Origin of the sequence: Paenochrobactrum pullorum (assembly GCF_041929845.1) — a bacterium.
In the GTDB taxonomy this organism is placed as follows: Bacteria; Pseudomonadota; Alphaproteobacteria; order Rhizobiales; family Rhizobiaceae; genus Paenochrobactrum; species Paenochrobactrum pullorum.
This window is the reverse complement of record NZ_JBHEEH010000001.1, coordinates 512,179-537,172: the sequence shown is the minus strand read 5'-3', so window position 1 is coordinate 537,172 and position 24,994 is coordinate 512,179. Positions and strand designations below refer to the sequence as shown.

The 24,994-nt window shown below is 50.2% G+C and carries 20 protein-coding genes and 2 riboswitches; of the genes, 12 read left to right on the top strand and 8 right to left on the bottom strand.

Annotated features, from left to right (window positions below; genetic code table 11):
- Positions 1–2: 2 nt before the first annotated feature.
- Entirely contained in the window at positions 3–2,873 is a 2,871-nt protein-coding gene (locus JNC77_RS02555) for a ribonucleoside-diphosphate reductase subunit alpha (protein WP_374829133.1), read from the bottom strand.
- A 113-nt stretch (positions 2,874–2,986) separates the two neighbouring features.
- A riboswitch (cobalamin riboswitch) is annotated at positions 2,987–3,201 on the bottom strand.
- 109 nt (positions 3,202–3,310) lie between these two features.
- On the opposite strand from JNC77_RS02555, the gene cueR reads away from it, so the two are divergent.
- Entirely contained in the window at positions 3,311–3,712 is a 402-nt protein-coding gene (gene cueR, locus JNC77_RS02550) for a Cu(I)-responsive transcriptional regulator (RefSeq protein WP_374830451.1), read from the top strand.
- Between the two features lie 9 nt (positions 3,713–3,721).
- Here the strand turns inward: cueR and JNC77_RS02545 are convergent, their stop codons facing one another.
- Positions 3,722–6,361, bottom strand: a complete 2,640-nt coding sequence (locus JNC77_RS02545) for a heavy metal translocating P-type ATPase (RefSeq protein ID WP_445482838.1) — start codon at positions 6,359–6,361, stop codon at positions 3,722–3,724.
- A 188-nt stretch (positions 6,362–6,549) separates the two neighbouring features.
- A riboswitch (TPP riboswitch) is annotated at positions 6,550–6,650 on the top strand.
- A gap of 129 nt (positions 6,651–6,779) precedes the next feature.
- Between JNC77_RS02545 and thiD the strand changes: the two genes are divergently transcribed.
- The 11 genes from thiD to JNC77_RS02490 all read left to right on the top strand — a co-directional run bounded on the left by thiD (position 6,780) and on the right by JNC77_RS02490 (position 18,062).
- Positions 6,780–7,637, top strand: coding sequence for a bifunctional hydroxymethylpyrimidine kinase/phosphomethylpyrimidine kinase (gene thiD, locus JNC77_RS02540; RefSeq protein WP_374829132.1), 858 nt, complete (start codon positions 6,780–6,782; stop codon positions 7,635–7,637).
- The gene (locus JNC77_RS02535) at positions 7,634–8,617 is read left to right on the top strand and encodes an FAD-dependent oxidoreductase (RefSeq protein ID WP_374829131.1); all 984 of its coding nucleotides are present in this window, start codon (positions 7,634–7,636) and stop codon (positions 8,615–8,617) included. Before thiD ends, JNC77_RS02535 begins: the two co-directional genes overlap by 4 nt.
- Positions 8,618–8,622: 5 nt before the next feature.
- On the top strand, positions 8,623–8,820 hold the full coding sequence (thiS, locus tag JNC77_RS02530) for a sulfur carrier protein ThiS (RefSeq protein WP_374829130.1): 198 nt from the start codon (positions 8,623–8,625) through the stop codon (positions 8,818–8,820).
- A 1-nt stretch (position 8,821) separates the two neighbouring features.
- Positions 8,822–9,592, top strand: coding sequence for a thiazole synthase (locus tag JNC77_RS02525; protein ID WP_374829129.1), 771 nt, complete (start codon positions 8,822–8,824; stop codon positions 9,590–9,592).
- 1 nt (position 9,593) lies between these two features.
- Positions 9,594–10,202 (top strand): thiamine phosphate synthase, encoded by a 609-nt coding sequence (locus JNC77_RS02520; protein WP_374829128.1) that lies wholly within the window; start codon positions 9,594–9,596, stop codon positions 10,200–10,202.
- Positions 10,199–11,209, top strand: a complete 1,011-nt coding sequence (locus JNC77_RS02515) for a ThiF family adenylyltransferase (protein ID WP_374829127.1) — start codon at positions 10,199–10,201, stop codon at positions 11,207–11,209. The genes JNC77_RS02520 and JNC77_RS02515 overlap by 4 nt, the downstream gene beginning before the upstream one ends.
- Positions 11,210–11,221: 12 nt before the next feature.
- Positions 11,222–12,193 (top strand): ABC transporter substrate-binding protein, encoded by a 972-nt coding sequence (locus JNC77_RS02510; protein ID WP_374829126.1) that lies wholly within the window; start codon positions 11,222–11,224, stop codon positions 12,191–12,193.
- Complete coding sequence (tenA, locus tag JNC77_RS02505; RefSeq protein WP_374830447.1) at positions 12,190–12,885, top strand: thiaminase II; 696 nt, start codon at positions 12,190–12,192, stop codon at positions 12,883–12,885. Before JNC77_RS02510 ends, tenA begins: the two co-directional genes overlap by 4 nt.
- A gap of 3 nt (positions 12,886–12,888) precedes the next feature.
- Positions 12,889–13,665 carry an ABC transporter permease gene (locus JNC77_RS02500; protein ID WP_374829125.1) on the top strand — a complete coding sequence of 259 codons (777 nt, stop codon included), beginning with the start codon at positions 12,889–12,891 and terminating at the stop codon, positions 13,663–13,665.
- A gap of 458 nt (positions 13,666–14,123) precedes the next feature.
- Positions 14,124–15,935 (top strand): ABC transporter ATP-binding protein, encoded by a 1,812-nt coding sequence (locus tag JNC77_RS02495; protein WP_374829124.1) that lies wholly within the window; start codon positions 14,124–14,126, stop codon positions 15,933–15,935.
- A gap of 210 nt (positions 15,936–16,145) precedes the next feature.
- Positions 16,146–18,062 carry an LTA synthase family protein gene (locus JNC77_RS02490; protein WP_374829123.1) on the top strand — a complete coding sequence of 639 codons (1,917 nt, stop codon included), beginning with the start codon at positions 16,146–16,148 and terminating at the stop codon, positions 18,060–18,062.
- A gap of 46 nt (positions 18,063–18,108) precedes the next feature.
- On the opposite strand, the gene glpD is transcribed toward JNC77_RS02490, so the two are convergent.
- The 6 genes from glpD to cysD all read right to left on the bottom strand — a co-directional run bounded on the left by glpD (position 18,109) and on the right by cysD (position 24,926).
- Complete coding sequence (gene glpD, locus JNC77_RS02485) at positions 18,109–19,608, bottom strand: glycerol-3-phosphate dehydrogenase (RefSeq protein WP_374829122.1); 1,500 nt, start codon at positions 19,606–19,608, stop codon at positions 18,109–18,111.
- Between the two features lie 82 nt (positions 19,609–19,690).
- Entirely contained in the window at positions 19,691–20,470 is a 780-nt protein-coding gene (locus JNC77_RS02480; RefSeq protein WP_374829121.1) for a DeoR/GlpR family DNA-binding transcription regulator, read from the bottom strand.
- 82 nt (positions 20,471–20,552) lie between these two features.
- Positions 20,553–21,218: an adenosylcobinamide amidohydrolase gene (locus tag JNC77_RS02475; RefSeq protein WP_374829120.1), complete on the bottom strand. Its 666-nt coding sequence runs from the start codon at positions 21,216–21,218 to the stop codon at positions 20,553–20,555.
- The gene (gene cysQ / locus JNC77_RS02470) at positions 21,211–22,056 is read right to left on the bottom strand and encodes a 3'(2'),5'-bisphosphate nucleotidase CysQ (protein WP_374829119.1); all 846 of its coding nucleotides are present in this window, start codon (positions 22,054–22,056) and stop codon (positions 21,211–21,213) included. The genes JNC77_RS02475 and cysQ overlap by 8 nt, the downstream gene beginning before the upstream one ends.
- 3 nt (positions 22,057–22,059) lie before the next feature.
- Positions 22,060–24,006, bottom strand: coding sequence for a sulfate adenylyltransferase subunit CysN (gene cysN, locus JNC77_RS02465; protein ID WP_374829118.1), 1,947 nt, complete (start codon positions 24,004–24,006; stop codon positions 22,060–22,062).
- A complete protein-coding gene (gene cysD, locus JNC77_RS02460) occupies positions 24,006–24,926 on the bottom strand; it encodes a sulfate adenylyltransferase subunit CysD (RefSeq protein ID WP_374829117.1) in 921 nt (306 codons plus the stop codon). The genes cysN and cysD overlap by 1 nt, the downstream gene beginning before the upstream one ends.
- Positions 24,927–24,994: the final 68 nt, after the last annotated feature.

Sequence of the window (24,994 nt, the reverse complement as noted above, 5' to 3'; positions counted from 1 at the left end):
TTTTACTGACAGGCTTCACAAGTTGGATCATCAATAGAACAGGCACGCACATCAGAGGCCGGAAGACTCTGCACCGGTGCGACAGACACTGCATTGAGCTTGCCGTCTGTGCCCTTCAATGTGGATTTTTCCACATGGCTGGCGGAGCGGGATCGCAGGTAATATGTGGTTTTCAAACCACGATACCAGCTCAGGCGATACAATTCGTCAAGCTTCTTACCGCTTGGATTGGCGATATAGAGATTGAGCGACTGACCCTGATCAATCCACTTTTGACGGCGGCTTGCAGCTTCGATCAGCCACGCGGTGTCGATTTCAAAAGCCGTTGCATAAAGCGCTTTCAGATCATCGGGAATACGGTCGATCTGCCCGATGCTGCCGTCGAAATATTTCAGATCAGAAATCATCACTTCGTCCCAAAGACCACGTGCTTTCAGATCGTGAATAAGACCGGCATTAACTACGGTAAAGTCGCCCGACATGTTCGATTTAACGAACAGGTTTTGATAGGCTGGTTCGATTGACTGCGATACACCGCAAATATTGGAAATAGTGGCCGTTGGAGCAATCGCCATGCAGTTGGAATTGCGCATACCGACGGTCTTGACGCGTTCACGCAAGGTTTTCCAGTCAAGTGTCTCATCATAGTTCAAATCCATGCTCGCCAAATTATTGTGAGCACGCGCATCCGAAAGCATACGCAGTGAATCAATCGGCAAAATGCCTTTTGACCAGAGCGAGCCTTCGTAGCTTTGATAGCTGCCGCGTTCAGCTGCCAGATCTACAGAGGCAGAAATAGCATGATAGGAAATGGCTTCCATGCTCTGATCTGCAAATTTAATCGCTTCGTCGGAGGCATATGGCAGGCGCAAAATCTGCAACGCATCCTGAAAGCCCATCAGACCCAGACCAACCGGACGGTGGCGCAGGTTCGAGCGGCGCGCTTCCGGAATGGTGTAGAAATTGATGTCCACCACATTGTCGAGCATACGCATAGCGGTTGCTACAGTGCGCGCCAAACGTTCCTGATCAATGCCTTCCGCTGTTGTGTGTGCTGCCAGATTGACTGAACCCAGATTACAAACAGCCACTTCATCATTCGATGTATTGAGCGTAATTTCCGTGCAGAGGTTGGATGAATGCACCACACCGGCATGCTGCTGTGGCGAACGGATATTGCACGGATCTTTGAAGGTGATCCAAGGATGGCCGGTTTCAAACAGCATCGTCAACATACGACGCCACAAGTCTTTTGCCTTTACAGTGCGGTAGACTTTGATGCCGCCTTTAGCAGCTTTTTGCTCATAGGCTTCATAAGCATATTTAAAGGCCGCCCCATAAAGATCGTGCAAATCAGGAGTTTCATCCGGCGAAAACAATGTCCAGTCACCGTCTTTTTCCACACGTTCCATAAACAGATCCGGCACCCAGTTGGCCGTGTTCATGTCATGGGTACGGCGACGGTCATCACCGGTGTTTTTACGAAGATCCAAAAACTCTTCGATGTCGATATGCCATGTTTCTAAGTAAGCACACACCGCACCCTTGCGCTTACCGCCCTGATTAACCGCAATCGCAGTATCATTGGCAACTTTTAAGAAAGGTACAACACCCTGACTTTCGCCATTGGTGCCTTTAATACGCGCTCCAAGACCACGGACACGGCTCCAGTCATTACCCAGACCGCCGGAATATTTAGCAAGCAAAGCATTGTCTTTAACGCTTTTGAAAATACCGTCGAGATCATCCGGAACAGTGGTCAGGAAACAGGAAGAAAGCTGCGGGCGGCGCGTTCCGGCATTAAACAAAGTTGGCGTTGAAGCCATGAAATCAAAGCTTGAAAGCAGATTATAGAACTCAATTGCTTTGGTTTCGCGCTCTTCTTCACGTAAGGACAGCCCCATGGCAACGCGCATGAAGAAAGCTTGCGGCAATTCAAAACGCTTGTTTTGAACGTGCAGGAAATAGCGGTCATAAAGGGTTTGCAAGCCCAAATAATCAAATTGCAGATCGCGCTCTGGTTTGATGGCAGCGGCCATACGGTCGAGATCGAACAATGCCAATTCCGGATCAAGCTGATCGGCATCAATACCCACACGGATATAGGATTTCAAATAGTTCGGATAAAGCTCGCACATCTGCTTGTGTGTTGCTTCACGCGGAGAACCTTCAACAAAGGTCAGTACTTCACGGCGCAATTTATCCAGCAATAAACGAGCGCTAACTTTGGAATAATCCGGCTCGGTTTCAATCAAGGTGCGCGCAGCCAAGATAGGCGCCAGCGCTAATTCATCCTGTGTGATGCCGCTATAAAGATTGCGTTTGGTTTCGGTCAAAATGGCTTCTGCTGAGACAGAGGCCAAACCAGAACAAGCTTCTTCAACCACATGTTTCAAACGTGCTTCATCAAGCGGCACCAATTGACCGCTCGCGCTTTTCATCTGCAATTGCGGCTTTGCTTGCGGATTATTGGCGGCCTGTTCAGCACGTTCACGGGCACGCTCTTCACGGTACAGCACATAAGCACGTGCCACTTTGTGATGGCCGCCACGCATCAATGCCAGCTCGACCTGATCCTGAACATCTTCAATATGGAAGGTACGACCTTCTGTTGCATGGCGGGTAAGACCTCCAATGATAACTTCAGACAGTTCTGCAACAACATCATGAACGCGGCGCGACGAGGCAGCACTTGTGCCTTCAACAGCCAGAAATGCTTTTTGCAACGCAACAGCAATTTTATCACCATCAAATGGTGTGACTGATCCATTACGACGGATGACCTGAAACCCAAGCTCGGAATTATTTGCAGCTGTGTTTGCGGCAGAAAAAGCGTCGCCGTCGGCAGGCTCACGCACAAGAGAAATCGACATTGGCTTACCCCAATTTTTGTTGGGGGCAAGGTCAGACGGATGCATGCATGAAAAAGAGCGACGCCATACGTCTGCTCTGTTGCCAGCACACCACCGGGACACCCCGCCCAGGGAGAACATTTCGTGTCGCGGCAGGTCTCCTGGCTGGCGGGTCTGGGCTTTTGTCCGTCTTCCCAAGAATAACCTCAGTGACGTAAATAGACAAAAGCTCGCCGCTTTACAGTTGCGGGGGCAGCTCCGGTTTAAACGGTGAAAAGCACCAGCCTTTCCGGATTCCCTATTATCTCTCTATCTTGCGATTCGAGAGACCGTGACCACTAGATATAGACAATTAATGCGAGCAGACGTCAACATATAGTTTGGCGCTGTCCAATGAATTATTTTGTAAGCTGTCAGGAGATGGCCTATATATAGCACAACCACGGAGCTTTAACATGATGAATATTGGCGAAGCAGCAACTGCGTCGGGTATAAGTGCCAAAATGATACGCCATTATGAGACGGTCGGGCTGATTGAAAAAGCAGGGCGCACCGAGGCTGGATACCGCGTTTATTCCAAACGCGATGTAGAAACATTGCGCTTCATACGGCGCGGGCGCGATTTAGGTTTTTCACTGGATCAAATCAAAGATTTACTGACCCTTTGGCAGGACCACAGCCGTGCTTCATCTGATGTGAAGCAAATAGCCCTCACCCATGTGGCGGAGCTGGAAGCCAAGATGGAACAATTGCGCGAAATGGCGGATACATTGCGCCATCTGGCACAGAACTGTCAGGGCAATAACCGCCCTGACTGTCCGATTTTGCATGATCTGGCCAGCAATGCAGCCAGATCTTAATCTTATCAGTTAAACCTGCAATGCAGGTTTAACCTTACGCAGACGCAGCGCATTGGAAAGCACGAAGATGCTGGAAAGCGCCATCGCACCTGCCGCCAGCATTGGCGACAATAATGTGCCCCACAATGGATAAAGCACACCAGCAGCCACCGGAATAAGCGCAATATTATAAGCAAATGCCCAGAACAGGTTTTCACGAATATTGCGGATGGTAGCACGAGATACCGCCAACGCATTGATAACACCACGCAAATCACCCGACATCAGCACAATATCGGCGCTTTCCATCGCCACATCGGTGCCGGTGCCCAAAGCAATACCCACATCAGCCGCAGCTAGTGCCGGTGCATCATTGATGCCATCGCCGACAAATACCAGCACCTCACCTTTCGTCGACATACGCTTTAAAGCATCCACTTTGCCGCCCGGCAGCACTTCGGCTTCCACATGGTCAATCGACAGCGAACGGGCAATGGCTTCTGCCGTTGCACGACCGTCACCGGTGATCATCGCTACTTTCAAGCCCATCTGATGTAGCGCATCAATCGCTTCTTTCGTTGATGGTTTGAGCGGATCGGCAATCGACAGGATTGCAGCCAATTGACCATCAACGGCCACGTAAATGGACGAGCGTCCTTGCGCGGCCAGTTGATCGGCCACTTTTTCCAAAGCTGTAATATCAATATTGAATGCTGCCATATGACGGCCAGCACCCACGGCCACTTGTTGACCATCAACATCTGCAACCAGCCCCATGCCAGCAATAGCGTTGAAGTTCTGCACATCCTTTAAGGTCAAGCCTTTTTCTTCTGCCGCCTGCACAACGGCGGCGGCAATCGGATGTTCGGAGCGTGCCTCAACACTCGCAGCAAGGGTCAGAATTTTCGCCTCATCCTGTCCGGCAACAGTTTCAAAATGTGCCAGAACCGGCTTGCCCAAGGTCAGTGTTCCGGTTTTGTCAAAAGCAATGACAGATGCTTCACGTAAACGTTGCAATGCATCGCCACGACGGAACAACACGCCCATTTCTGCCGCACGTCCGGTGCCAACCATAATTGACGTTGGCGTGGCAAGCCCCATCGCACAAGGGCAAGCGATAATCAGCACCGCAATGGCATTCACAAGCGCAAAGCCTAATGACGGCGACTGACCGAATATCAACCAGATGACAAAGGTGACAACTGCGGCTGCCATCACTGCGGGCACAAACCAGCGCGTTACTTTATCCACCATCGCCTGAATGGGCAGCTTGTCGGCCTGCGCATCTTCCACCATACGGATGATCTGGGCGATCACCATATCACTGCCAACCTTGGTCGCCTGATAGGTGAAAAAACCGGATTTATTGATGGTGCCGCCGACCACTTCGGCGCCAATTTCCTTGGCAACGGGCACTGGTTCACCGGTAATCATCGATTCATCAATATAAGAAGAGCCCTCGATGAGCACGCCATCGACCGGTACTTTTTCACCTGGTCTGACCTGCACATGGTCGCCCACGCGCACATCTTCCAACGGCACATCAACCGCCTTGCCATCGCGCAAAACGCGTGCAGTTTTCGCCTGCAAATCAACCAAACGGCTGATGGCAGCACTGGTTCTGCCCTTGGCGCGCGCTTCCAGATAACGGCCAAGCAGGATCAGCGCCACGATAACGGCTGCGGCTTCAAAATAAACATTCACCGTGCCTTCAGGCAAAACGGACGGCATGAAAGTGGCGATCGTTGAAAAGCCCCAAGCGGCCAATGTACCGACCGCTACCAGCGAATTCATATCCGGTGCGGCTTTTAAAAGTGCCGGAATGCCCAGCTTGAAAAAGCGCAATCCCGGCCCGAAAAGCACCAGCGTTGTCAGCACAAATTGCAAATACCAACTATTTTGCATACCAATTGTGCGGTCAATCAGCATATGCATGCCAGGGATTAAGTGCGACCCCATTTCAAGTACAAAAACCGGCAAGGTCAGCACGACTGCCAGCAAAGTTTGACGCTGTAAGGTTTGTGCTTCTTTTTCACGTTTTTGCGCGCGCATTTCACCGGTAGATTGCTTGGCGGCGACATCAATTTTACGCGCCTGATAGCCAGCTTTTGCCACCGCACCAATCAGCTTATCTATATTGACCCGCGTACCATCCACCACGATCTGCGCCCGTTCAGTGGCCAGATTAACGCTGGCTGATGTAACGCCGTCAACCGCGAGTAAAGCACGCTCGACAGTGCCGACACAAGATGCACAGGTCATGCCTTCAATGTTCAAATCAAATTTTTGCGGCGCGGATGATGATGGCACAACAGCAGCCAGTTTGGCTTCCGATTGACATGTTTCTACGCTTTCAGCTTTTTTTGAACCGCAACCGCAACCAGAGCTTTTAAGTGCTTCCACCGGCTTTTGCTCATCAATCAGCTCAGCTTTATAACCTGCTCCGCCGATGATTTTCACCAAATCATCAGCCGTGATATTGCTGTCACTCACTTCCACATGGGCGCGCTCTGTCATCAGGTTGACACTGGCTTTAACCACACCATCAGTACCTGTCAGTGCGCGCTCCACCCGCCCCACACAAGAGGCACAACTCATGCCTTCCACATTGAAATTATACTTAGTTAACAAGATGTTGCTTGTTAACTCGCTGTCATTTTTCTGGCTCATAGGTTATCCCCTGCCACATCGCTGCTCTTAAACAGACACTTCATCATGGCGCTTAAACTAAGGCTTCCCATCATGGGAAGGTCAAGAGCTTTTTTAAAGAAAAATCCCGACTGTAATTCCAATCGATTTCAGATGCTTTTGACGCGGGCTTGACCAATCTGATTTTAAATTCTACTCATAGAGGCAGCAAATATTCGTTGGGGTGTCGAAAGACTGAGAGGCGCAAAAGCGCTAACCCATTGAACCTGATCCGGGTAATACCTGCGTAGGGAACGGAATTTGGCGCGTCACGAACGGGCGTAATGGGAATTGGTCTTGCTTGGTAATTTGGGCAACAGGCGAATTTTCCAACCAGAAGCAAAACAAAAGCTTCAGCCAGTCATGATGTTTCACTTTCTGTTCAGAGAAGAGAAACGACATGACGAGACGGTTAGACACATCTTCCACCCTCAGTTCAGTTCCGATCTGCGTAACCATTGCTGGCTCTGACAGCAGCGGCGGTGCCGGTATTCAGGCCGATTTAAAAGCTTTTTCTGCGCTTAAAACCTATGGTGCGAGCGTCATCACCGCCATCACCGCACAAAACACCCGCGGCGTCACTGACGTAATGGATATGACACCGGCGATCATTCGCGGGCAGATGGAGGCGGTGTTCAGCGATCTTAATGTTGCTGCCGTTAAAATCGGCATGCTCTCACAACCTGAAACCATCGAAACGGTGATGGACGGTTTGAGCCACTTCCAAGGGCCGATCGTGCTTGATCCGGTGATGGTAGCTAAATCCGGCAATCGCCTGCTTAGCGAAACCGCGATTGATGTATTGCGCCAAAAACTGATCCCTTTAGCAACCTTGATCACCCCGAACCGTCCCGAAGCTGCCTGTCTGCTGGATATGGATGAAGCAAAAAGCGATGAGGAAGCCGAAGCACAAGGCCGCGCCTTGCTTCGCTTAGGTGCCAAAGCCGTTTTGATGAAGGGCGGCCATGCGGAAGGTGAAATTTGCACTGATCTCTTGATCACCGCAGACGCCCCGACATTTGCCATTTCTGCGCCCCGCATCCACACCAAAAACACCCACGGCACCGGCTGCACTCTGTCGGCAGCTCTGGCGACAAAGCTTGGACATGGGTTAGATTTAAAACAAGCTTTTGAAGAAGCCCACGACTATCTGCATCAGGCAATTTTGGCCGCCGATCAACTAACCATCGGCAGCGGTCACGGTCCCGTCCACCATTTTTATGAACTATGGACCAATCCTTCACAGGTAGCCCCATGAAAATTACCATTATCGGTGCCGGTGTCGCTGGCTTAACCTGTGCCACGGAACTGAATGCCCAAGGCCATAATGTTGAAGTGATCGCGCTCAGTGAGCGCATTGGCGAAGATGCTTGTTCATGGTTTGCCGGAGGTATGCTTGCACCTTGGTGCGAGGGCGAAAGCGCACCGGAGCAAGTCGTGCGCCTTGGCCAGCAAGCGCTCGATTGGTGGGAAAACCATGTCAGCGGTGTGGAGCGACGCGGCACATTGGTGCTTTCCCACACCCGCGATGCCAGTGAATTGCGCCGCTTTTCACGCCGCACCAGCCAGCACGAGTTGATTGATGCAACCCGCATTGAAGAACTGGAGCCTGATCTTGGCAATCGCTTCAATCAAGGCTTGTTCTTTGAGCATGAAGGCCATCTCAACCCGCGCCGTGCCTTGCCGGAACTGGCTGAAAATCTGCGCCGGAAGGCTGTGCGCTTTCAGCTTGGCACCAATGCCGATAAGGCCACAATCAACAGTGATCTGACCATTGATTGCCGTGGACTTCGGGCGCGGGACGATTTAAGCGATCTGCGCGGTGTCAAAGGTGAAATGCTGATGATCCGCTCACGCGACATCAACCTCACCCGCCCTGTGCGCCTGCTGCATCCGCGTATTCCGCTTTATATCGTGCCACGCGGGGATGGTGTGCATATGGTGGGCGCAACAATGCTGGAAGCCGAAGCCAGCCCGCATATCAGTGTGCGTTCCACCTTGGAGCTTTTGGGCGCGGCCTATGCGCTGCATCCCGCATTCGCCGAAAGTGAAGTGCTGGAAACCGGCGTCGATGCCCGCCCTGCATTTAACGACAATCTGCCCAAAATACGCCGCCAAGGCACGAAACTTTATGTCAACGGCTTTTACCGGCACGGATTTTTGATGTCTCCCGCACTTGCTAAAATGGTGCGTGAAGCGGTGGAAAATCCGCAAAACATACCAGAGCTTATGGAGTGAATTTGATGAATATTTCTCTCAACGGCCAAATCCACCAAACCACAGCCCACAATATGAGCGAATTGCTTGCCGAGATTGATTTGAGCGATGCGGTGGTGGCAACAGCTCTCAATGGCGAATTTGTCAGTGCGGATATGCGTGAAGAAACAACACTTTCCGCTGGAGACCAGATTGAAGTTCTGGCACCCATGCAAGGGGGCTGACATGCTAAAACTCTATGACAAAACAGTCACCAGCCGTTTGCTGTTGGGCACAGCCCTTTACCCCTCACCGGCAATTTTGGAAGAAGCGGTGAAAGCATCAGGCACCGAAATCGTCACCGTTTCACTTCGCCGTGAAAGCGGATTTGAGCGTGCGGGGCAAAGTTTCTGGTCACTGATCAAAGAGCTGGGTGTCCATGTTTTGCCCAACACAGCCGGATGCCACACAGCGCGTGAAGCGGTGACCACCGCAAAAATGGCGCGCGAGATTTTTGGCACATCATGGATCAAGCTGGAAGTGATCGGCGAGCAGGACACATTCCAGCCCGACCCTTTCGGACTGGTGGAAGCGGCACGCATTCTGGTCAATGAGGGTTTTGAAGTTTTCCCTTATATGAATGACGATCTGGTGGTCGCCGAAAAGCTGGTGCAAGCCGGATGCAAAGTGCTGATGCCGTGGGGCGCGCCAATTGGTTCGGGGCGCGGCCTTAACAACCCCTATGCACTCAAAACCTTGCGCGCGCATTTCCCAGATATTTCGCTGATTGTTGATGCGGGGATTGGCGTTCCCTCCCATGCCGCACAGGCAATGGAACTAGGCTATGACGCAGTGCTTCTCAACACCGCCGTGGCCAAGGCCGGTGATCCGGTTCGCATGGCCAAAAGCTTTGCTCTTGCCGTGGAAGCCGGACATCTGGCGGTTGAGGCCGATCCGATTGAACCGCGCGACATGGCAGCTCCTTCCACACCTTTGATGGGAAAGGCATTTTTCTAAAATGGCACTTCATCCTTTTTATCCGATTTTCGACAGCGCTGAATGGCTGGAGCGCTTAGTTCCGCTTGGCATCAAACTGGTGCAACTGCGCGTTAAAGATAAAACTACAACTGAATTGCGTGCTGAAATCCGTGCTGCCAAAACAATTTGTGACGCACATCAATGTCAGTTGATCGTTAATGATTATTGGCAACTCGCCATTGATGAAGGTTGCGATTACATCCATCTCGGTCAGGAAGATCTGGATGAGGCGGACATTACCGTTATTCGTAAGGCTCAACTCAAACTTGGCGTCAGCACCCATAATGAAGAAGAGCTGGAACGCGCATTAGCGCTTAAGCCTGATTATGTCGCGCTTGGCCCCGTCTATCCAACCATTTTGAAAAAGATGATCTGGGAGCCACAAGGGCTGGAACGTGTGCGTATCTGGAAAGATAAGTTAAGCGACATGCCGCTTGTCGGCATTGGCGGCATCAGCCTTGATCGCGCAACTGGTGTTTTTGAACATGGCGCAGATATTGTGGCCGCGGTGACCGACATCACCCTTCATGCAAGCCCTGAACAGCGCGTGCAGGAATGGCTGAAGCTGACGGAAGCTTATGTAAAATGAGCCGTTACGCCAGACAGATCATTGTGGAAGAGATGGGCATCGAGCGCCAAAAGCGCTTGGAGAATGCACATATTCTCATCATCGGTGCGGGTGGCCTTGGCTGTCCGGCGCTCAATTATCTGGTGGGTGCAGGTGTAGGACATATCACACTTGTTGATGATGATAGTATCGAGCGCAGCAATCTGCATCGCCAGCCGCTTTATGGTGAAAAGGACCTAGGCCGCAAGAAAGCCGAAGCCGCACGCGACCGTCTGAATGATCTTAATCCGGATGTTATAGTCACGCCTCTGACGGTACGCCTGACACCTGCCAACGTGGATGCGCTGTTGAAAGACGCCGATATCGCTCTCGATTGTGCCGATAGTTATGCCGTGACTTATATTCTGTCTGATGCCTGTAAAGCACTTGGAAAGCCGCTGATTTCGGCTTCGGCCTTGGGATTAAACGGTTATGTCGGTGGCTATTGCGGCAATGCTGAAAATGGGGCGCCATCGGTGCGGGCACTCTTTCCTGATCTGCCCAAAAACCTTGCCACTTGCGCCAGTGCCGGTGTGCTGGGGCCATTGGTCGGAACACTCGGCACTATTCAGGCGCAAATGGCCATTGCAGCCCTGACCGATATGTCGCCATCACCTTTAGGGCAGATGGTGACGGTCAATTTGAGCCAATATGGTTTCCGCAGTTTCCGCTTTGATAAAGCACCGGAGCCAAAAACCGTTCCCTTTGCATTTATCGCACCGGAACAGCTTTTGATCGATGATGTATTGATTGAATTGCGCGACACAACCGAAGCACCGCAAAGTCTGCGTGAAGATGCTTTGCGCTATTCAACACAGGATTTCTTAGAAAACCGCGTTGATCTTGCCACTGATAAACGTGTTGCTTTGTGCTGCCGCTCCGGCCTTCGGGCATGGCGTGCAGCCAGTGCCTTACGACAAGTCTTTTCCGGCCACATCGTTCTTGTTGCTGCCGGAGATAGTTCACCTCCATCCCCTTCAGTTTACTAACGGAGAGATAGAATGTTCCGCAAATTTAGCTTTGCTGCGCTTTTGAGCGCCACGGTTTTGCACGCCCCTATGATGGTTTCAACAGCTTTGGCAAATGATAGATTATCCCTCATCCTAGACTGGTATGTGAACCCCGATCACGGCCCAATTATTGTCGCTGACAAGCTTGGTTTCTTCAAAGAAAACGGTCTTGATGTGGAAATCATTGCGCCAGCTGATGCTTCTACGCCATCCAAACAAGTAGCTGCCGGACAAGCTGATCTCGCTGTCTCTTATCAGCAGCAATTGCATTTGGATGTGCATGAAGGCTTGCCACTCATTCGTGTTGGCACACTGGTTGACACACCACTTAATTGCCTGGCTGTTCGCGATGATGGTTCGGTCAATGAAATGACTGACCTCAAAGGCAAGAAGATCGGATTCTCGGTAGCAGGCGTCGAAGAAGCGGTGATGACGACCATTTTAAGCCATCATGGCATGACCAAAGATGATGTGGAAATGATCAATGTCAATTTCTCGCTCTCACCTGCTTTGATGTCCGGCCAAGTCGATGCGGTGATTGGCGCCTATCGCAATGTCGAGCTGAACCAGATGGATATTGAAGGCGTGAAAGGCAAATGTTTCTTCGTCGAAGAACAGGGCGTACCTGCCTATGACGAGCTGATTTATGTCGCCAATGCTAAAGGCTATGATGCCGATAAAATCAGCCGCTTTTTGGCTGCCACAGAAAAAGCTGCCAATTACATCATCAATCATCCCGAGCAAGCTTATGAGACATATGTTTCTTATAGCCCAGAGCTCAAAGACGAATTGAATAAGCGCGCCTGGAAAGACACTTACCCGCGCTTTGCCCGCACTCCTGCGGCCTTTGATTATGGCCGTTATCAGCGTCAGGAAGCTTTTCTTTTTGAACATAAACTCGTGCCGGAAATCTTTAGCGTCGAGAAATTTGCTGTCGATGTGAATGTGGAAAGGAACAAATAATGTTACCAAAACCGGATTATTCATCCAAAACCTTCAGCGCTTTGCGTGAGGCGGCAAGCCAAGAGTGGAATGACTATATCGACCATGCTTTTGTGCGCGGTATGGCGGATGGCACTTTGCCAAAAGCCTCTTTTCTGCATTATCTCGTGCAGGATTATGTTTTCCTGCGCCATTTTTCCCGCGCATGGGCGCTGGGTGTGGTGAAGTCCACCAGTTTGCAGGAAATGAAACACGCGGCCGCCACCGTCAATGGCCTCATCCATGTGGAAATGCCGCTGCATATCAAGATTTGTGCCCGCGAAGGGATCAGCGAAGAAGAGCTTTTCAACGCGGAAGAAGAAGCGGCTAATCTTGCCTATACCCGCTTTGTGCTGGATGCCGGACAATCAGGTGATTTTCTTGATCTGTTGGTGGCACTGCTGCCATGCGTGTTAGGCTATGGCGAAATTGGCCTGAGATTGGCTGCCACGCAGGCTGACAACACGCCTTATCAGGAATGGATCGACACTTATGCAGGCGAAGAGTTTCAAGCCCTTTGCCAGCTTGGTGGTGAATTACTCGAACATGCGGTTGCCAACCGTATTGGCGACAATTTTGAAGCCAGCCCGCGCTGGCCGCAGCTTTGCCGCATCTTTGCGACTGCCACCAAGCTGGAAGCAGGATTTTGGCTGATGGGTCTGCAAGGTAAATAACAAATGAGCAATCGGCCTGTGCACGTCAAAACGTCACGCAAATTTCTGCCCGATGGTGTTATTTCTGCCCTCACAGCGCTGATGCTGTGGCAGGGGGTGATCTGGTTTTTTGCAATACCGCGTTTTATTTTGCCCGGGCCGGTTGATGTTATAGTTGCCTTTTATGACAATATTGAACTGCTGATACCGAACGCTCTCATCACATTTGGCGAGATTTTATCCGGCCTGTTTTTAGGAAGTCTCATCGGCGTTGTTGCAGCGATCGGCCTGATGATGTCACCACTTGCACAACGCATAGTTTTGCCGATGCTGATTTTCAGTCAGGCAATTCCAATCTTTGCGCTGGCACCAATTATGACCCTTTGGCTTGGCTATGGTGCAGGCTCAAAAGTCGCCGTCTCGGTGCTGATGATTTTCTTTCCCGTTGTTTCCACTTTTTTAGATGGTTTACGGCGCACTGATCAAAGCTTACTGGATGCGGCGGCAATTTTAGGTTCAAGCCAGTTCTCAACATTATTTAGGGTGCGTATTCCGGCCGCATTCCCGTCCCTTGCCTCCGGTTTAAGTCTGGCTGCCGTTTATGCGCCCATTGGTGCTGTTATCGGCGAATGGGTGGGCGCATCGAAAGGACTGGGCTATCTCATGCTGCTTGCTAATGGCCGTGCCAAAACTGATCTGATGTTTGCAGCTTTGTTTATTTTGGCAATTTTTACTTTGATTTTGCATAAAGTAATCTCGCATTTTGCCAAAAAGCTTACCGTCTGGCCGCAGAAACCATAAAAACAAATGTGATATATTTAGCACATTTGTATAGTTGAAGTGCCATTTTTAAAACTAGCCTCTTGGCGAGCATTACGAATTCTATTACGGTTCAAAGATTATTCACGCGCACAGGAGGTATAAAAAATGTTTATTGCACGTTTTTCTTCGCTACCTCGTGAACCTCGCGGCGCGCGTTCAGTGGTTTCCGCTTTTAATTATTAACACATTAAAAGCCTTTACACCGCGCCGGAAGTCTCGAGTTGCAGAGCACTCTTCCGGCTCATTTTCCTAAAATACGCTCAAACTTATAAAAACAGACGCCCGAAATACGGCCCGACCCGTTTGCCGCTATTGCCACTCAAGTCGTTTGTTTCGCTTAAAACCTAAATCACCTCGTGCAAGGCAGTCCGTCAGGCTGTCATTGCATCTCATTCATAAGGTTCGCGCATGAGGATAAGTCATGTGCGAAAAGTCTCATGTCACGATTACGTCTTGATTTTCGAGGGCCGGCCTTCCGCAATGTCCTCAAATACACCTTCCGGCAATGGAAAAACCAACCGGTCAGAATTGCACTGATGCTTGTCGGAATGATGCTGGCAACAGTGGCTGACGTTTTGACACCGCTTTATTCAGGCAAGCTCGTTGATGCACTCGCCAACGATGTTTTGACGAAAAATGATGCGTGGAGCGCTGCCATTTCCGCGCTCATCATCCTGCTTTGCCTTGGCGGTGTAGCCTTGGTTATGCGTCAGCTCACTTTTTATGTCATCACTGATTTTACCTTGAAAATCATGAGCGACATGGCGCAGAGCGCTTTCTATCGTTTGCAGCGTTTTTCCACTGACTGGCACGCCAATTCTTTTGCCGGTTCCACCGTGCGTAAAGTAACGCGCGCGATGTGGGCAGTGGATTTGCTCAATGACACCTTGCTGGTGGCATTGTTTCCGTCCTTTGTGATGCTGGTTGGTTCTACCGCATTGCTGGCTTGGTATTGGCCGATGATGGGTGTGATCGTTGCCATTGGTTCGATCCTGTTCATCATCTGCACCGTGGTTATTTCATTGGGTATTGTGGCACCCGCTGCAACGCTTGCCAATGCCTGGGACACCCGCATGGGTGGTGCTTTGGCCGATGCGATTTCCTGCAATTCGGTGGTAAAAGCCTTTGGTGCAGAAGCACGTGAAGATGCACTTTTGACCAAAGTGGTTACCAAGTGGCGCGGGCGTACGCGCCGCACATGGTTGCGCGGTACGCTCAACGGATTCATCCAAGGCTTGAACTTGCTTGTCATGCGTGGTCTGGTGATTTTCTTTGCGCTTTACTTATGGAGCCAAGGAAAAGCCACCGCCGGTGATATCACTTTCGTGCTGACCGCCTTCTTCATTCTGCAAGGTTACTTGCGCGATGTGGGTATGCATATCCGCAACCTGCAACGCTCGGTCAATGATATGGAAGAGCTGGTTGATATTGAAGCGCGCCCCTTTGGCATTGCTGATAAAGCGGGTGCGCCAGCTATTGATATTTCTAAAGGCCAGATTGATTTTGACCATGTCACCTTCCATTACGGCGATCATAAAAACCCGCTTTACAAAGACTTCAGCGTCAATATCAAAGCCGGTGAACGTGTCGGTCTGGTGGGGCATTCGGGCTCCGGTAAAACCACTTTCGTGAAGCTGATCCAGCGGCTTTATGATGTCAGTGGCGGCGCCATCCTGATTGACGGGCAGAATATTGCCGATGTCACGCAATCATCGCTGCGTTCGCAGATTGCCATCGTGCAACAGGAACCGATCTTGTTCCACCGCACATTGGCTGAAAACATTGCCTATGCAAGACCAAGTGCAAGTCTGGCCGAAATCGAGCAAGCGGCAAAACTCGCCAGCGCCCATGATTTCATCATGCGCCTGCCGAAAGGCTACGCCACATTGGTTGGTGAGCGCGGTATCAAGCTTTCCGGTGGCGAGCGCCAGCGTGTGGCCATTGCCCGTGCCTTTTTGGCGGATGCGCCCGTGCTAATTTTGGACGAGGCAACATCAAGCCTTGATTCAGAATCCGAAGTGCTCATCCAGCAGGCAATGGAACGCTTAATGGTGGGGCGCACAACTTTGGTGATTGCGCATCGCCTTTCAACCGTGCGTTCGCTTGATCGCTTATTGGTTTTCGACCGCGGCGAAATCATCGAAGAAGGTGATCATGACGAACTGATCCGTTTGAACGGTGGTATTTACCGCCGTCTGTTTGAGCGTCAGGCACTGGAACTGACCAAAGGATTGGAAGACGTTTTCTAAAGAAACGCCAGTTCTTATCCAATTAATAAAGCGGCGGAGATCATCCGCTGCTTTATTTATTTCAAAGCCTTCACCATCTGTGACTGCTTATCAACACTTGCAACGCAGTTTTGATTTGCAAAAACCCAGCCGATCACGCACAGAGCTCACCGACTTGACATTTCCATGACAGAAATGTGACAGGTGAAGCTTCGCAATAAGGGATCGTCTGTGAGCCAGCTTTTTGACAATGTGAAGGCGGAACATCCGGCTGCGCAAAACAGTCTAATTTATCCGTCGCAATTATCAGCCAATATCAAACATATTGCAGGCGTTGCACTATTCTCGCTGGTGATTTCTACTCTGTTGGTATTTTGCATTGAATGGCTGGCACGCGGTTCTTTGTCCAATACAATCCAGTTTTTTACAAACCGGCAGAAGCCATCATGGACAACTGTACTGTTGTTTGCCTTCACCATCACGGCTTGTGATGCCTTGCTGGGGCGCCGTTTTTTCAGTGCTGTTTTTATCGGCATCGCCGGTTTGATCAGCGGAGCTGTTGCCTATCAAAAGAGCCTTTATTTGGGTGATCCACTTTATCCGAGCGACTTTCTCTATGCCCGACAGATTGTGGATTTGTTGCCGCTCTTGGTGCGTGATCGCCCGTTCAGCGCCATTTTGATTGCCATTTGTCTTGTGGTGCTCGCAATCGCCTTGGTCGTAGCGGTTTTTTATGGCCGCACCAAGTTCAAACCTTTAAGCATGAATGCCCGCGTTTGGCGGCTTGTCATTGCGTTGCCTGCACTGTGCTGGTTTGGTTATATATCAGATTTTGCCACCTATTCATGGTCGCGCGACAGACTAAAAATCGCGCCGATGATGTGGGATCAAACCGCCAATTATCAGCATAACGGCTTTGCGATTGCCTTCATTTTAAACATTCCGATGGCAAAGGTTTTTGCGCCTGAAAGCTATTCAGCCGGTGCAATTGAAAATATTGAAGTCAACCGCATCAGTGGTGCGGCACTCAACAATCGCCAGCAGCCTGATATTATCGTGGTGATGAGCGAATCCTTCTGGGATCCGACCCGTCTGCCAGGGGTAAATTTCAATACAGACCCAATCCCGACCGTGCGCCAATTCCAATCCGGCCATATATTTTCACCGGAATTTGGCGGCATGACTGCCAATGTGGAATTTGAAGCACTGACCGGTTTCTCGAAGGCTTTTTTGCCAACCGGCAGCATTCCTTACCAGCAATATATCCGTGGCTCGGTGCCCTCCCTTGCGTCATTCTTCAAAGAGCAAGGCTATGCCACCCGCGCTGTGCATCCGTTCCGCGCATTTTTCTGGAACCGCGGCAATGTCTATCAGCATTTAGGCTTTGATGGCTTCATGTCCGAAGAAACGCTACCAGAACTTGAAAAAAGCGGCACGCTTGCCTCCGATGATGCCATGGTCAGTGAAATGATCAAAGAAGCAGAAAACATCGATCAGCCGTTTTTCTTCTTTGCTGTTTCCTTGCAAGGTCATGGCCCTTATGCCGCCAGCCGCTATCCGGACAGCAAGCTGGAAGTAACAGGCCACGCCCCTGAACATGCACGCGAAGCCATTAAAGCTTTTGCGCAAGGGGCCAGCGAAGCCGATGCCAGTCTGTTGCGTTTGATGGAATGGGCAAAAAGTCGTGAGCGTGAAACCATACTGGTATTCTTTGGCGATCATCTGCCACCATTAGGCCCTGCTTATGTCGATACAGGCTTCATGACCGCACGTGTTGCAAGCCGCACGGCACCAGCTGCACAAATGGCGCGTGAACATGAAACGCCACTGGTTTTATGGTCGAGCAAAAGCGGCATTCAACGCGAGACCGGCACGATCAGCCCTGCTTTCCTACCGTTGCATATACTCAATATGGCCGGTGTCAGCCATCCGTTTTACACCGATTTTCTCGGCGCCCTGCATGATAAATATGCGGTGATTGATAATCACGTGCTTTTTGCCAGTGACAGAACCACACAGGAAAACTGGCAGCGAGAGGCGGAATGGCCAAAGCTGGTGCGCGATTATCAGCTTATCCAATATGACCAGATGTTTGGTCAGGATTATGCAGGCGAACGGTTCTTCCGCAAATCCACACCGCAATCCTGATCTCCAAATCATAAGAAAAAAGCCCCGTTTAAACGGGGCTTTTTAATTATTTCGCCAGATATGCTTGCAACTTGGCAAACTCATCGGCCGTGAAACGCAGCCCAAGTTTGGTGCGCCGCCAAAGAATATCTTCTGCCGTTTGCGCCCATTCATGGTTCAGCAAATATTTGACCTCAGCCTCATAAAGATCTGCCCCAAAATGCTCGCCCAGATCACGCAATGATTTGGCCTCGCCTAACAGAACATGCGCTTTCAAACCGTAAAGGCGAAATAGTCTTGCGGCATGTTGTGGCGTTAAAAAACCATAGGATTTTTGTAGCTTTGCCAATTCCGCATCATAATCAGCAATGGCAAATTCACCGCCCGTAAGAGCCGCTTTATCTGTCCAAGCCAAGCCTTTTTTACCAATCAGGCTTTCGATCTTTTCCAGCATATGTTCGGCCAGACGGCGCGATGTGGTGAGCTTGCCGCCAAAAACATTGACGAGTGGCGCCAAGCCGCCGCTAACGTCTTCTTTCAAAACATAATCGCGGGTTGCTTCCTGTGCTTGGGAAGCGCCATCATCATAAAGCGGGCGCACACCGGAATAAGCCCAGACCATATCAGCCTCTGTCACTGGCTCACGGAAATATTCGCTCGCCGCTGCACAAAGATAATTCGTTTCACTTTGGGTGATTGCCACTTTGGCCGGATCACCCTGATAATCCTGATCGGTCGTACCAATCAGGGTGAAATCCTGCTCATAAGGAATGGCAAAAATGATGCGGCCATCATTATTCTGGAAGAAATAAGCGCGGCTGTCGTTAAACTTCTTACGGATAACAATATGGCTGCCCTGCACAAGGCGCACATTATGCGCGTTTTTTTCACCCTCGACACCTTCCAGCACTTTATCTGCCCAAGGGCCTGCCGCATTGACCAGCAAACGGGCGCGGATTTGTCGGGTTTCACCTGCGTGGACATCCTGCAAAGTGATGAGCCAGCCGGTCTTATCACGCGAAGCTTTGACCACTTTGGAACGGGTGTAAATTTGTGCGCCACGATCGGCAGCATCACGCGCATTGAGCACCACAAAACGCGCATCATCCACCCAGCAATCAGAATATTCAAAAGCTTTGGTAAAAAGCGGCTTCAAAGGTTTTGCTGCCGGATCGCGCTTCATATCAAGCGTGCGGGTGGCGGCCAATTTTTTGCGCCCGCCCAGATGGTCGTAAAGAAAAAGACCTAGGCGCAGCAGCCATGCAGGGCGCGTGCCACCTTTATGATAGGGTAAAATAAAACGCATCGGTGCGATAATATGCGGCGCATTCGCCCATAAAATCTCACGCTCCATCAGTGCTTCGCGCACCAGACGAAACTCGTAATATTCCAGATAACGCAAACCGCCATGGATGAGCTTGGTGGCACGCGAAGAGGTGCCGCTTGCCAGATCATTCATCTCTGCCAGCGCCACCGAATAGCCGCGCCCGATCGCATCACGCGCAATCGAACAGCCATTAATGCCGCCACCGATGACAAAAATATCGAATGCAGGAATTTCAGCCATAATATGGCTCCATTTGCTTTCAGAAAACTATAAACAGAATATAAATCAGTTTCATGTGAAAGCAATATGAAAATAAATGAAACTATTCGACTATTTTTTCGCTTTCCGTTTCAATCAGCTTCACATCATGGGCAACGCACAGGTCGCGCAGTTTCGGCTCGCTGCAAAAATCGGTAATAAAAGTGCCGATTTGCGACAAATGACCGATGCGAACCGGTGCGGTTCGTTCCATTTTTGAGGAATCAGCCACCAGAATAACATGGCGTGCATTGGCCATAATCGCCTGTGCCACTTTCACTTCACGGTAATCGAAATCCAATAAAGCGCCATCCTGATCGATGGCAGACGCGCCGATAATCGCGAAATCCACCTTGAACTGGCGGATGAAATCGACAGCCGCCTCTCCGACAATACCGCCATCGGAGCCGCGCACAACGCCGCCTGCAATGACCACTTCAATGGATGGAAAAATGCGTAAACTATTTGCGACATTGATATTATTGGTTATCACCATCAAGCGGCTATGCTCGCTCAATGCCTGACTGACTGCCTCAGTGGTGGTGCCAATATTGATGAAAAGCGAGGCACCATCAGGAATAATCGAGGCGGCAGCATTACCGATGATACCTTTTTCACGCGCACAAAGCTGACGACGTGCCTCATATTCCATATTTTCAATGCCGGATGGATAAAGTGCGCCACCATGAATGCGTCGCAGCAAACGCGCTTTGCAAAGATCATTCAGGTCTTTGCGCACAGTTTGCGGTGTCACATCAAATTCCAATGCCAGATCATCTACCATGACCTGACCATGTAATTTGGCGCGTTCCAGAATGGCACTATGACGTGGCGTTAATTGCATGCTGCTTTCCCATTTTTCCAGAATGGCACAATAGTGAAAAAAAGCGAAAAGTGAAATGCGCATAGAAGCGCAGGCCGGATGCCTATTTCAAGTGGTTTTTCTTCCAGACATCAAGCGCCTCATACATAGCGCTCAACACAGCAGCACCCGCAGCTTCTGCAATAGCTGTATGAAGACCAGCATGGAAGCAATGCGACGATAAATTTCCCAACGGGCTGGCAATGGCCACGCAATCCGTGCCTGTTCCGGTAGCTTTTAATTGTTGATTGCCGATTTTAATATCAGTTTCCAACACCGCTAATGTCCGCGCCTGCACCACCACCGACATTAGCTCGATCATCGCCGCTTCTGATAATGTGCTGGAGGTTTTAACTAAAATATTGATAGTGCCAAAACGGCTTTGTGGCCCGTGCCGCGTACCGACGCGCTCGGCATTGGACAAGCCTGCCGTCACCAAACACGACACTATTTCACTCTCTACACACGCTTCCGCATAATGATGAAAATCGATATTGCGCGATGTGAGAAAGGCCACAGCATTCTTGTTGCCGGTTCGCTGCAATTCCTGCAACAACCATTGATGGGCATCAAGCTCCGGCGTTAAATCGCTATTACGCACCTCACGCCAGACAATCCGATCTGTTTCAACAAAGCCCGGTGCATTCAGCGTCCAGCTCAAAACTTGATGCGAGTGGCCTAAATCAACTGTAAGCCAAGGGCGCTCGCAATTGATTTTCATATCAATCATTTGGCTGTTGCGTTTTATCAAGGCTGGAACAACCACGCGCAATGAAGAAACCATTGGCAAAGTCGCAATCATACACCTGCCCGCGTTTGCCATATAACATCGGCTTGCCATCCAATGTGGTGCTTAAACCACCGGCAGCGCGCAAAACAGCATCACCTGCGGCGGTGTCCCATTCCATCGTGCGGCTATAGCGCGGGTATAAATCCGCCTGGCCTTCCGCCACCAAACAAAACTTCAATGAAGAGCCAACCGACACACATGTTTCAATACCATAATTTTGCAGGCAAATATCGGTTTCTGGTGTGTTATGCGAGCGGCTGGCAACAGCTGTGATCTGCTCAGGCGCTTGGCGCACATGGATTGCTGTGCGCGAAAGCTCTTGGCCCGCATCATCAACCAGTACCTTCACCGCACCATTAGAGCCACCAATATATAATTGGCCGCCCACAGGCGCATAAACGACACCTAAAACCGGCACACCATTTTCAATCAATGCAATATTGACGGTAAAGTCGCCATTGCGCTTGACAAATTCTTTGGTACCATCAAGCGGATCGACCAGAAAAAAGCGTGCGCCCAACTCTTGTGGCGAAAGACCTGCCGCCATTTCTTCTTCGGCCACAATCGGAATATCCGGTGCAAACACGCGTAATCTTTTTAAGATCAGTTTTTCAGCCAGTTGATCAGCTTCTGTCACCGGCGACTGGTCAGCTTTTTCCGAAACATCACAACCCGCCGCATAAATCCGCATAATCTCACGCCCTGCCTCAAGAGCTGCAAGCTCCAGCTCTTGCAGCAGCAAAACTTCATTTAATAGAGCGGATGTCATTTCATTCATTGTTTAAATCGACCAAGAATCAGTACCATAGCTGCCGATTATACCGCGCTTCGTCAGATAATGCTCAATCTCGCCCAATAATTCTTCCACACTGCGCCCTTTGGTTTTCAGGTGCAAATCTGGTGCAACGGGGCGCTGATAAGGTGCATCAATACCGGTGAAATCCTTTATCTCTCCGGCCAAAGCTTTAGCATAAAGCCCTTTTGGATCACGCTCGATACAGATTTCCAGTGATGTATCAACAAAAATTTCAATCAATTCATCATCGTTAAAACGGGTGCGCAAACGGTCTCTGTCCGCCTGTAATGGTGTAATCAGTGCTGCCAGCACGATCAATCCTGCATCCAGCATCAAATGCGACACTTCACCAATGCGGCGGATATTTTCGCTGCGATCTTTTTCGCTAAAGCCTAAATCGTGGTTCAAACCATGACGCAGATTATCGCCATCAAGCAGATAAGTATGCTTGCCCAAACTATGCAGGCGTTTTTCCAGCAAGCCCGCCAAAGTCGATTTTCCAGAGCCGGAAAGGCCGGTAAACCACAAAACAACCGGCTTTTGAAATTTTTGCTCGGCACGCGCTTTGGCATCAAGCACCAATGCTTGCCAATGGATATTGCTGGTTTTATGACCGTTTTCGCGAATCATACCGGCGGCAATGGTTTTGTTGGTGACGCGGTCAATCAGCACAAAAGCGCCGGTGGAGCGCTGCTTTTGATAAAGATCAAAAACCAGCGGTAAATTTAGCTGTAAATGACAAAGGCCGATTTCATTAAGCGCCAATTCGTGAGCATCGGAAGGGATAAAGGTTTCGATATCAATACGATGTTGAAGTTTTGTGATGGTCGCGCTGACCTGATCCGTTTCGGTGCGCAACCAATAGCTTTGTCCAGCACGCAATGGCGCATCGTCAAAATTGATCATTTGCGCCACCAGCTGATCGCTTAAAATTGGCCGGTCGTTCAAACCACTCAGCATTGAGCCGCGCGATAATTCCAGCTCATCTTCCAACAGCAATGTGACCGCCTGCCCCTCGAAAGCTTCCTGCAAATCACCTTGCGGGCTGATGATGCGACGTAATTTTGTTTGTTTGCCGGTATTAGCCACCACGACCGTTTCACCCACCCGCACATGGCCGGAACTAAGTGTACCGGAAAATCCGCGAAAATCAGCATTGGGGCGGCTGACATATTGCACCGGAAAACGAAACACATCCGCGTCCGCCGTTTTTCCCAATGGCACCGTTTCTAAGTGTTCCAGCAATGTCGGCCCCTGATACCAAGGTGTATGGGCTGAACGCACACTGACATTATCGCCAAAACGGGCAGAAATCGGGATAGTTTCAATGCTGGCAAAGCCGAAATCCTTGGTCATCTCCAGATAATCTGCTGCAATTGCCTCAAAAATCTCTTTAGAAAAATCGATCAGATCAATTTTGTTTACCGCCAGAATGATATGGCGCACACCCAACAAGCTCGCGATAAAACTATGGCGCCGCGTTTGCGTAATCAACCCTTCGCGTGCATCGACCAGCACAATCGCCAGATCAGCGGTTGACGCACCAGTTGCCATATTGCGGGTATATTCGGCATGGCCTGGTGTATCGGCCACAATGAATTTTCGTCTTTTTGTCGAGAAAAACCGATAAGCCACATCAATGGTAATGCCTTGCTCGCGCTCGGCTTCCAATCCATCCATGAGAAGCGCAAAATCAATATCATCACCGGTGGTGCCAAACTTCCGGCTGTCATTTTTCAAATGCGCCAGCTGGTCTTCAAAAATGCCTTTCGCATCATAAAGCAAACGTCCGATCAAAGTGGATTTGCCATCATCGACAGAACCGCAGGCTAAAAAGCGCAACAGGGTTTTGTTTTCCTGCTCCTGCAAATAATCGGCAATGCGGCTTTCCACATCAGCAGAACCAGCCTGAGGCTCGTGCAACAAGACCATCAAAAATATCCCTCACGCTTTTTCTTTTCCATTGAACCGCTTTCATCGCGGTCAATCATCCGGCCTTCACGCTCGGAGGTTTTAGAAATCAACATTTCTTCAATAATACCTGCAAGACTATCAGCTTCCGACGGAATAGCGCCCGTCAACGGATAGCAACCAAGGGTGCGAAACCGCACTTTGCGGGTGAGAATTTTTTCACCCTCGCGCAACACCAACCGATCATCATCTGCCATAATCAGCATGCCGTCACGCTCGACAACCGGGCGCGGTTTTGCGAAATAAAGCGGCACCAGCGGAATATTTTCCCGCATAATATATTGCCAGATATCAAGTTCTGTCCAATTGGAAAGTGGAAACACCCTGATCGATTCACCGGTTGAGATACGGGTATTATAAATCTTCCACATTTCGGGGCGCTGATGTTTCGGATCCCAACCATGCTGGCGGTTGCGGAAAGAAAAGATCCGCTCTTTCGCGCGCGATTTTTCTTCATCGCGGCGCGCACCCCCAAAGGCTGCATCAAAACCGTATTTTTCCAAAGCCTGCCGCAACGCCACTGTTTTGAATAAATGGGTGTGCACATTGGAACCATGTGAAAACGGGCCAATATTTTGCTCGACCGCATCTTGATTGATATGCACCAACATTTCGAAACCATCCTCGCGCGCCCGCTGATCACGAAAGGCAATCATTTCCTTAAATTTCCATGTCGTATCGACATGTAAAAGCGGAAAAGGCAGTTTAGCCGGATAAAAAGCTTTACGCGCCAGATGTAATAAAACGGATGAATCTTTACCCACCGAATAAAGCATCACCGGCTTGGAAAAGCTTGCCGCCACCTCGCGGAAAATATGGATGGCTTCAGCCTCTAACCTATCCAGATGGGTTAATGTTTTTACCGAAGCCACCAGCTGCATATTATTCCCCGCGATTGACGTGATAGCAGACGCAAGGTTTAAATGCCCATATCGTCACTGCCGTGGCG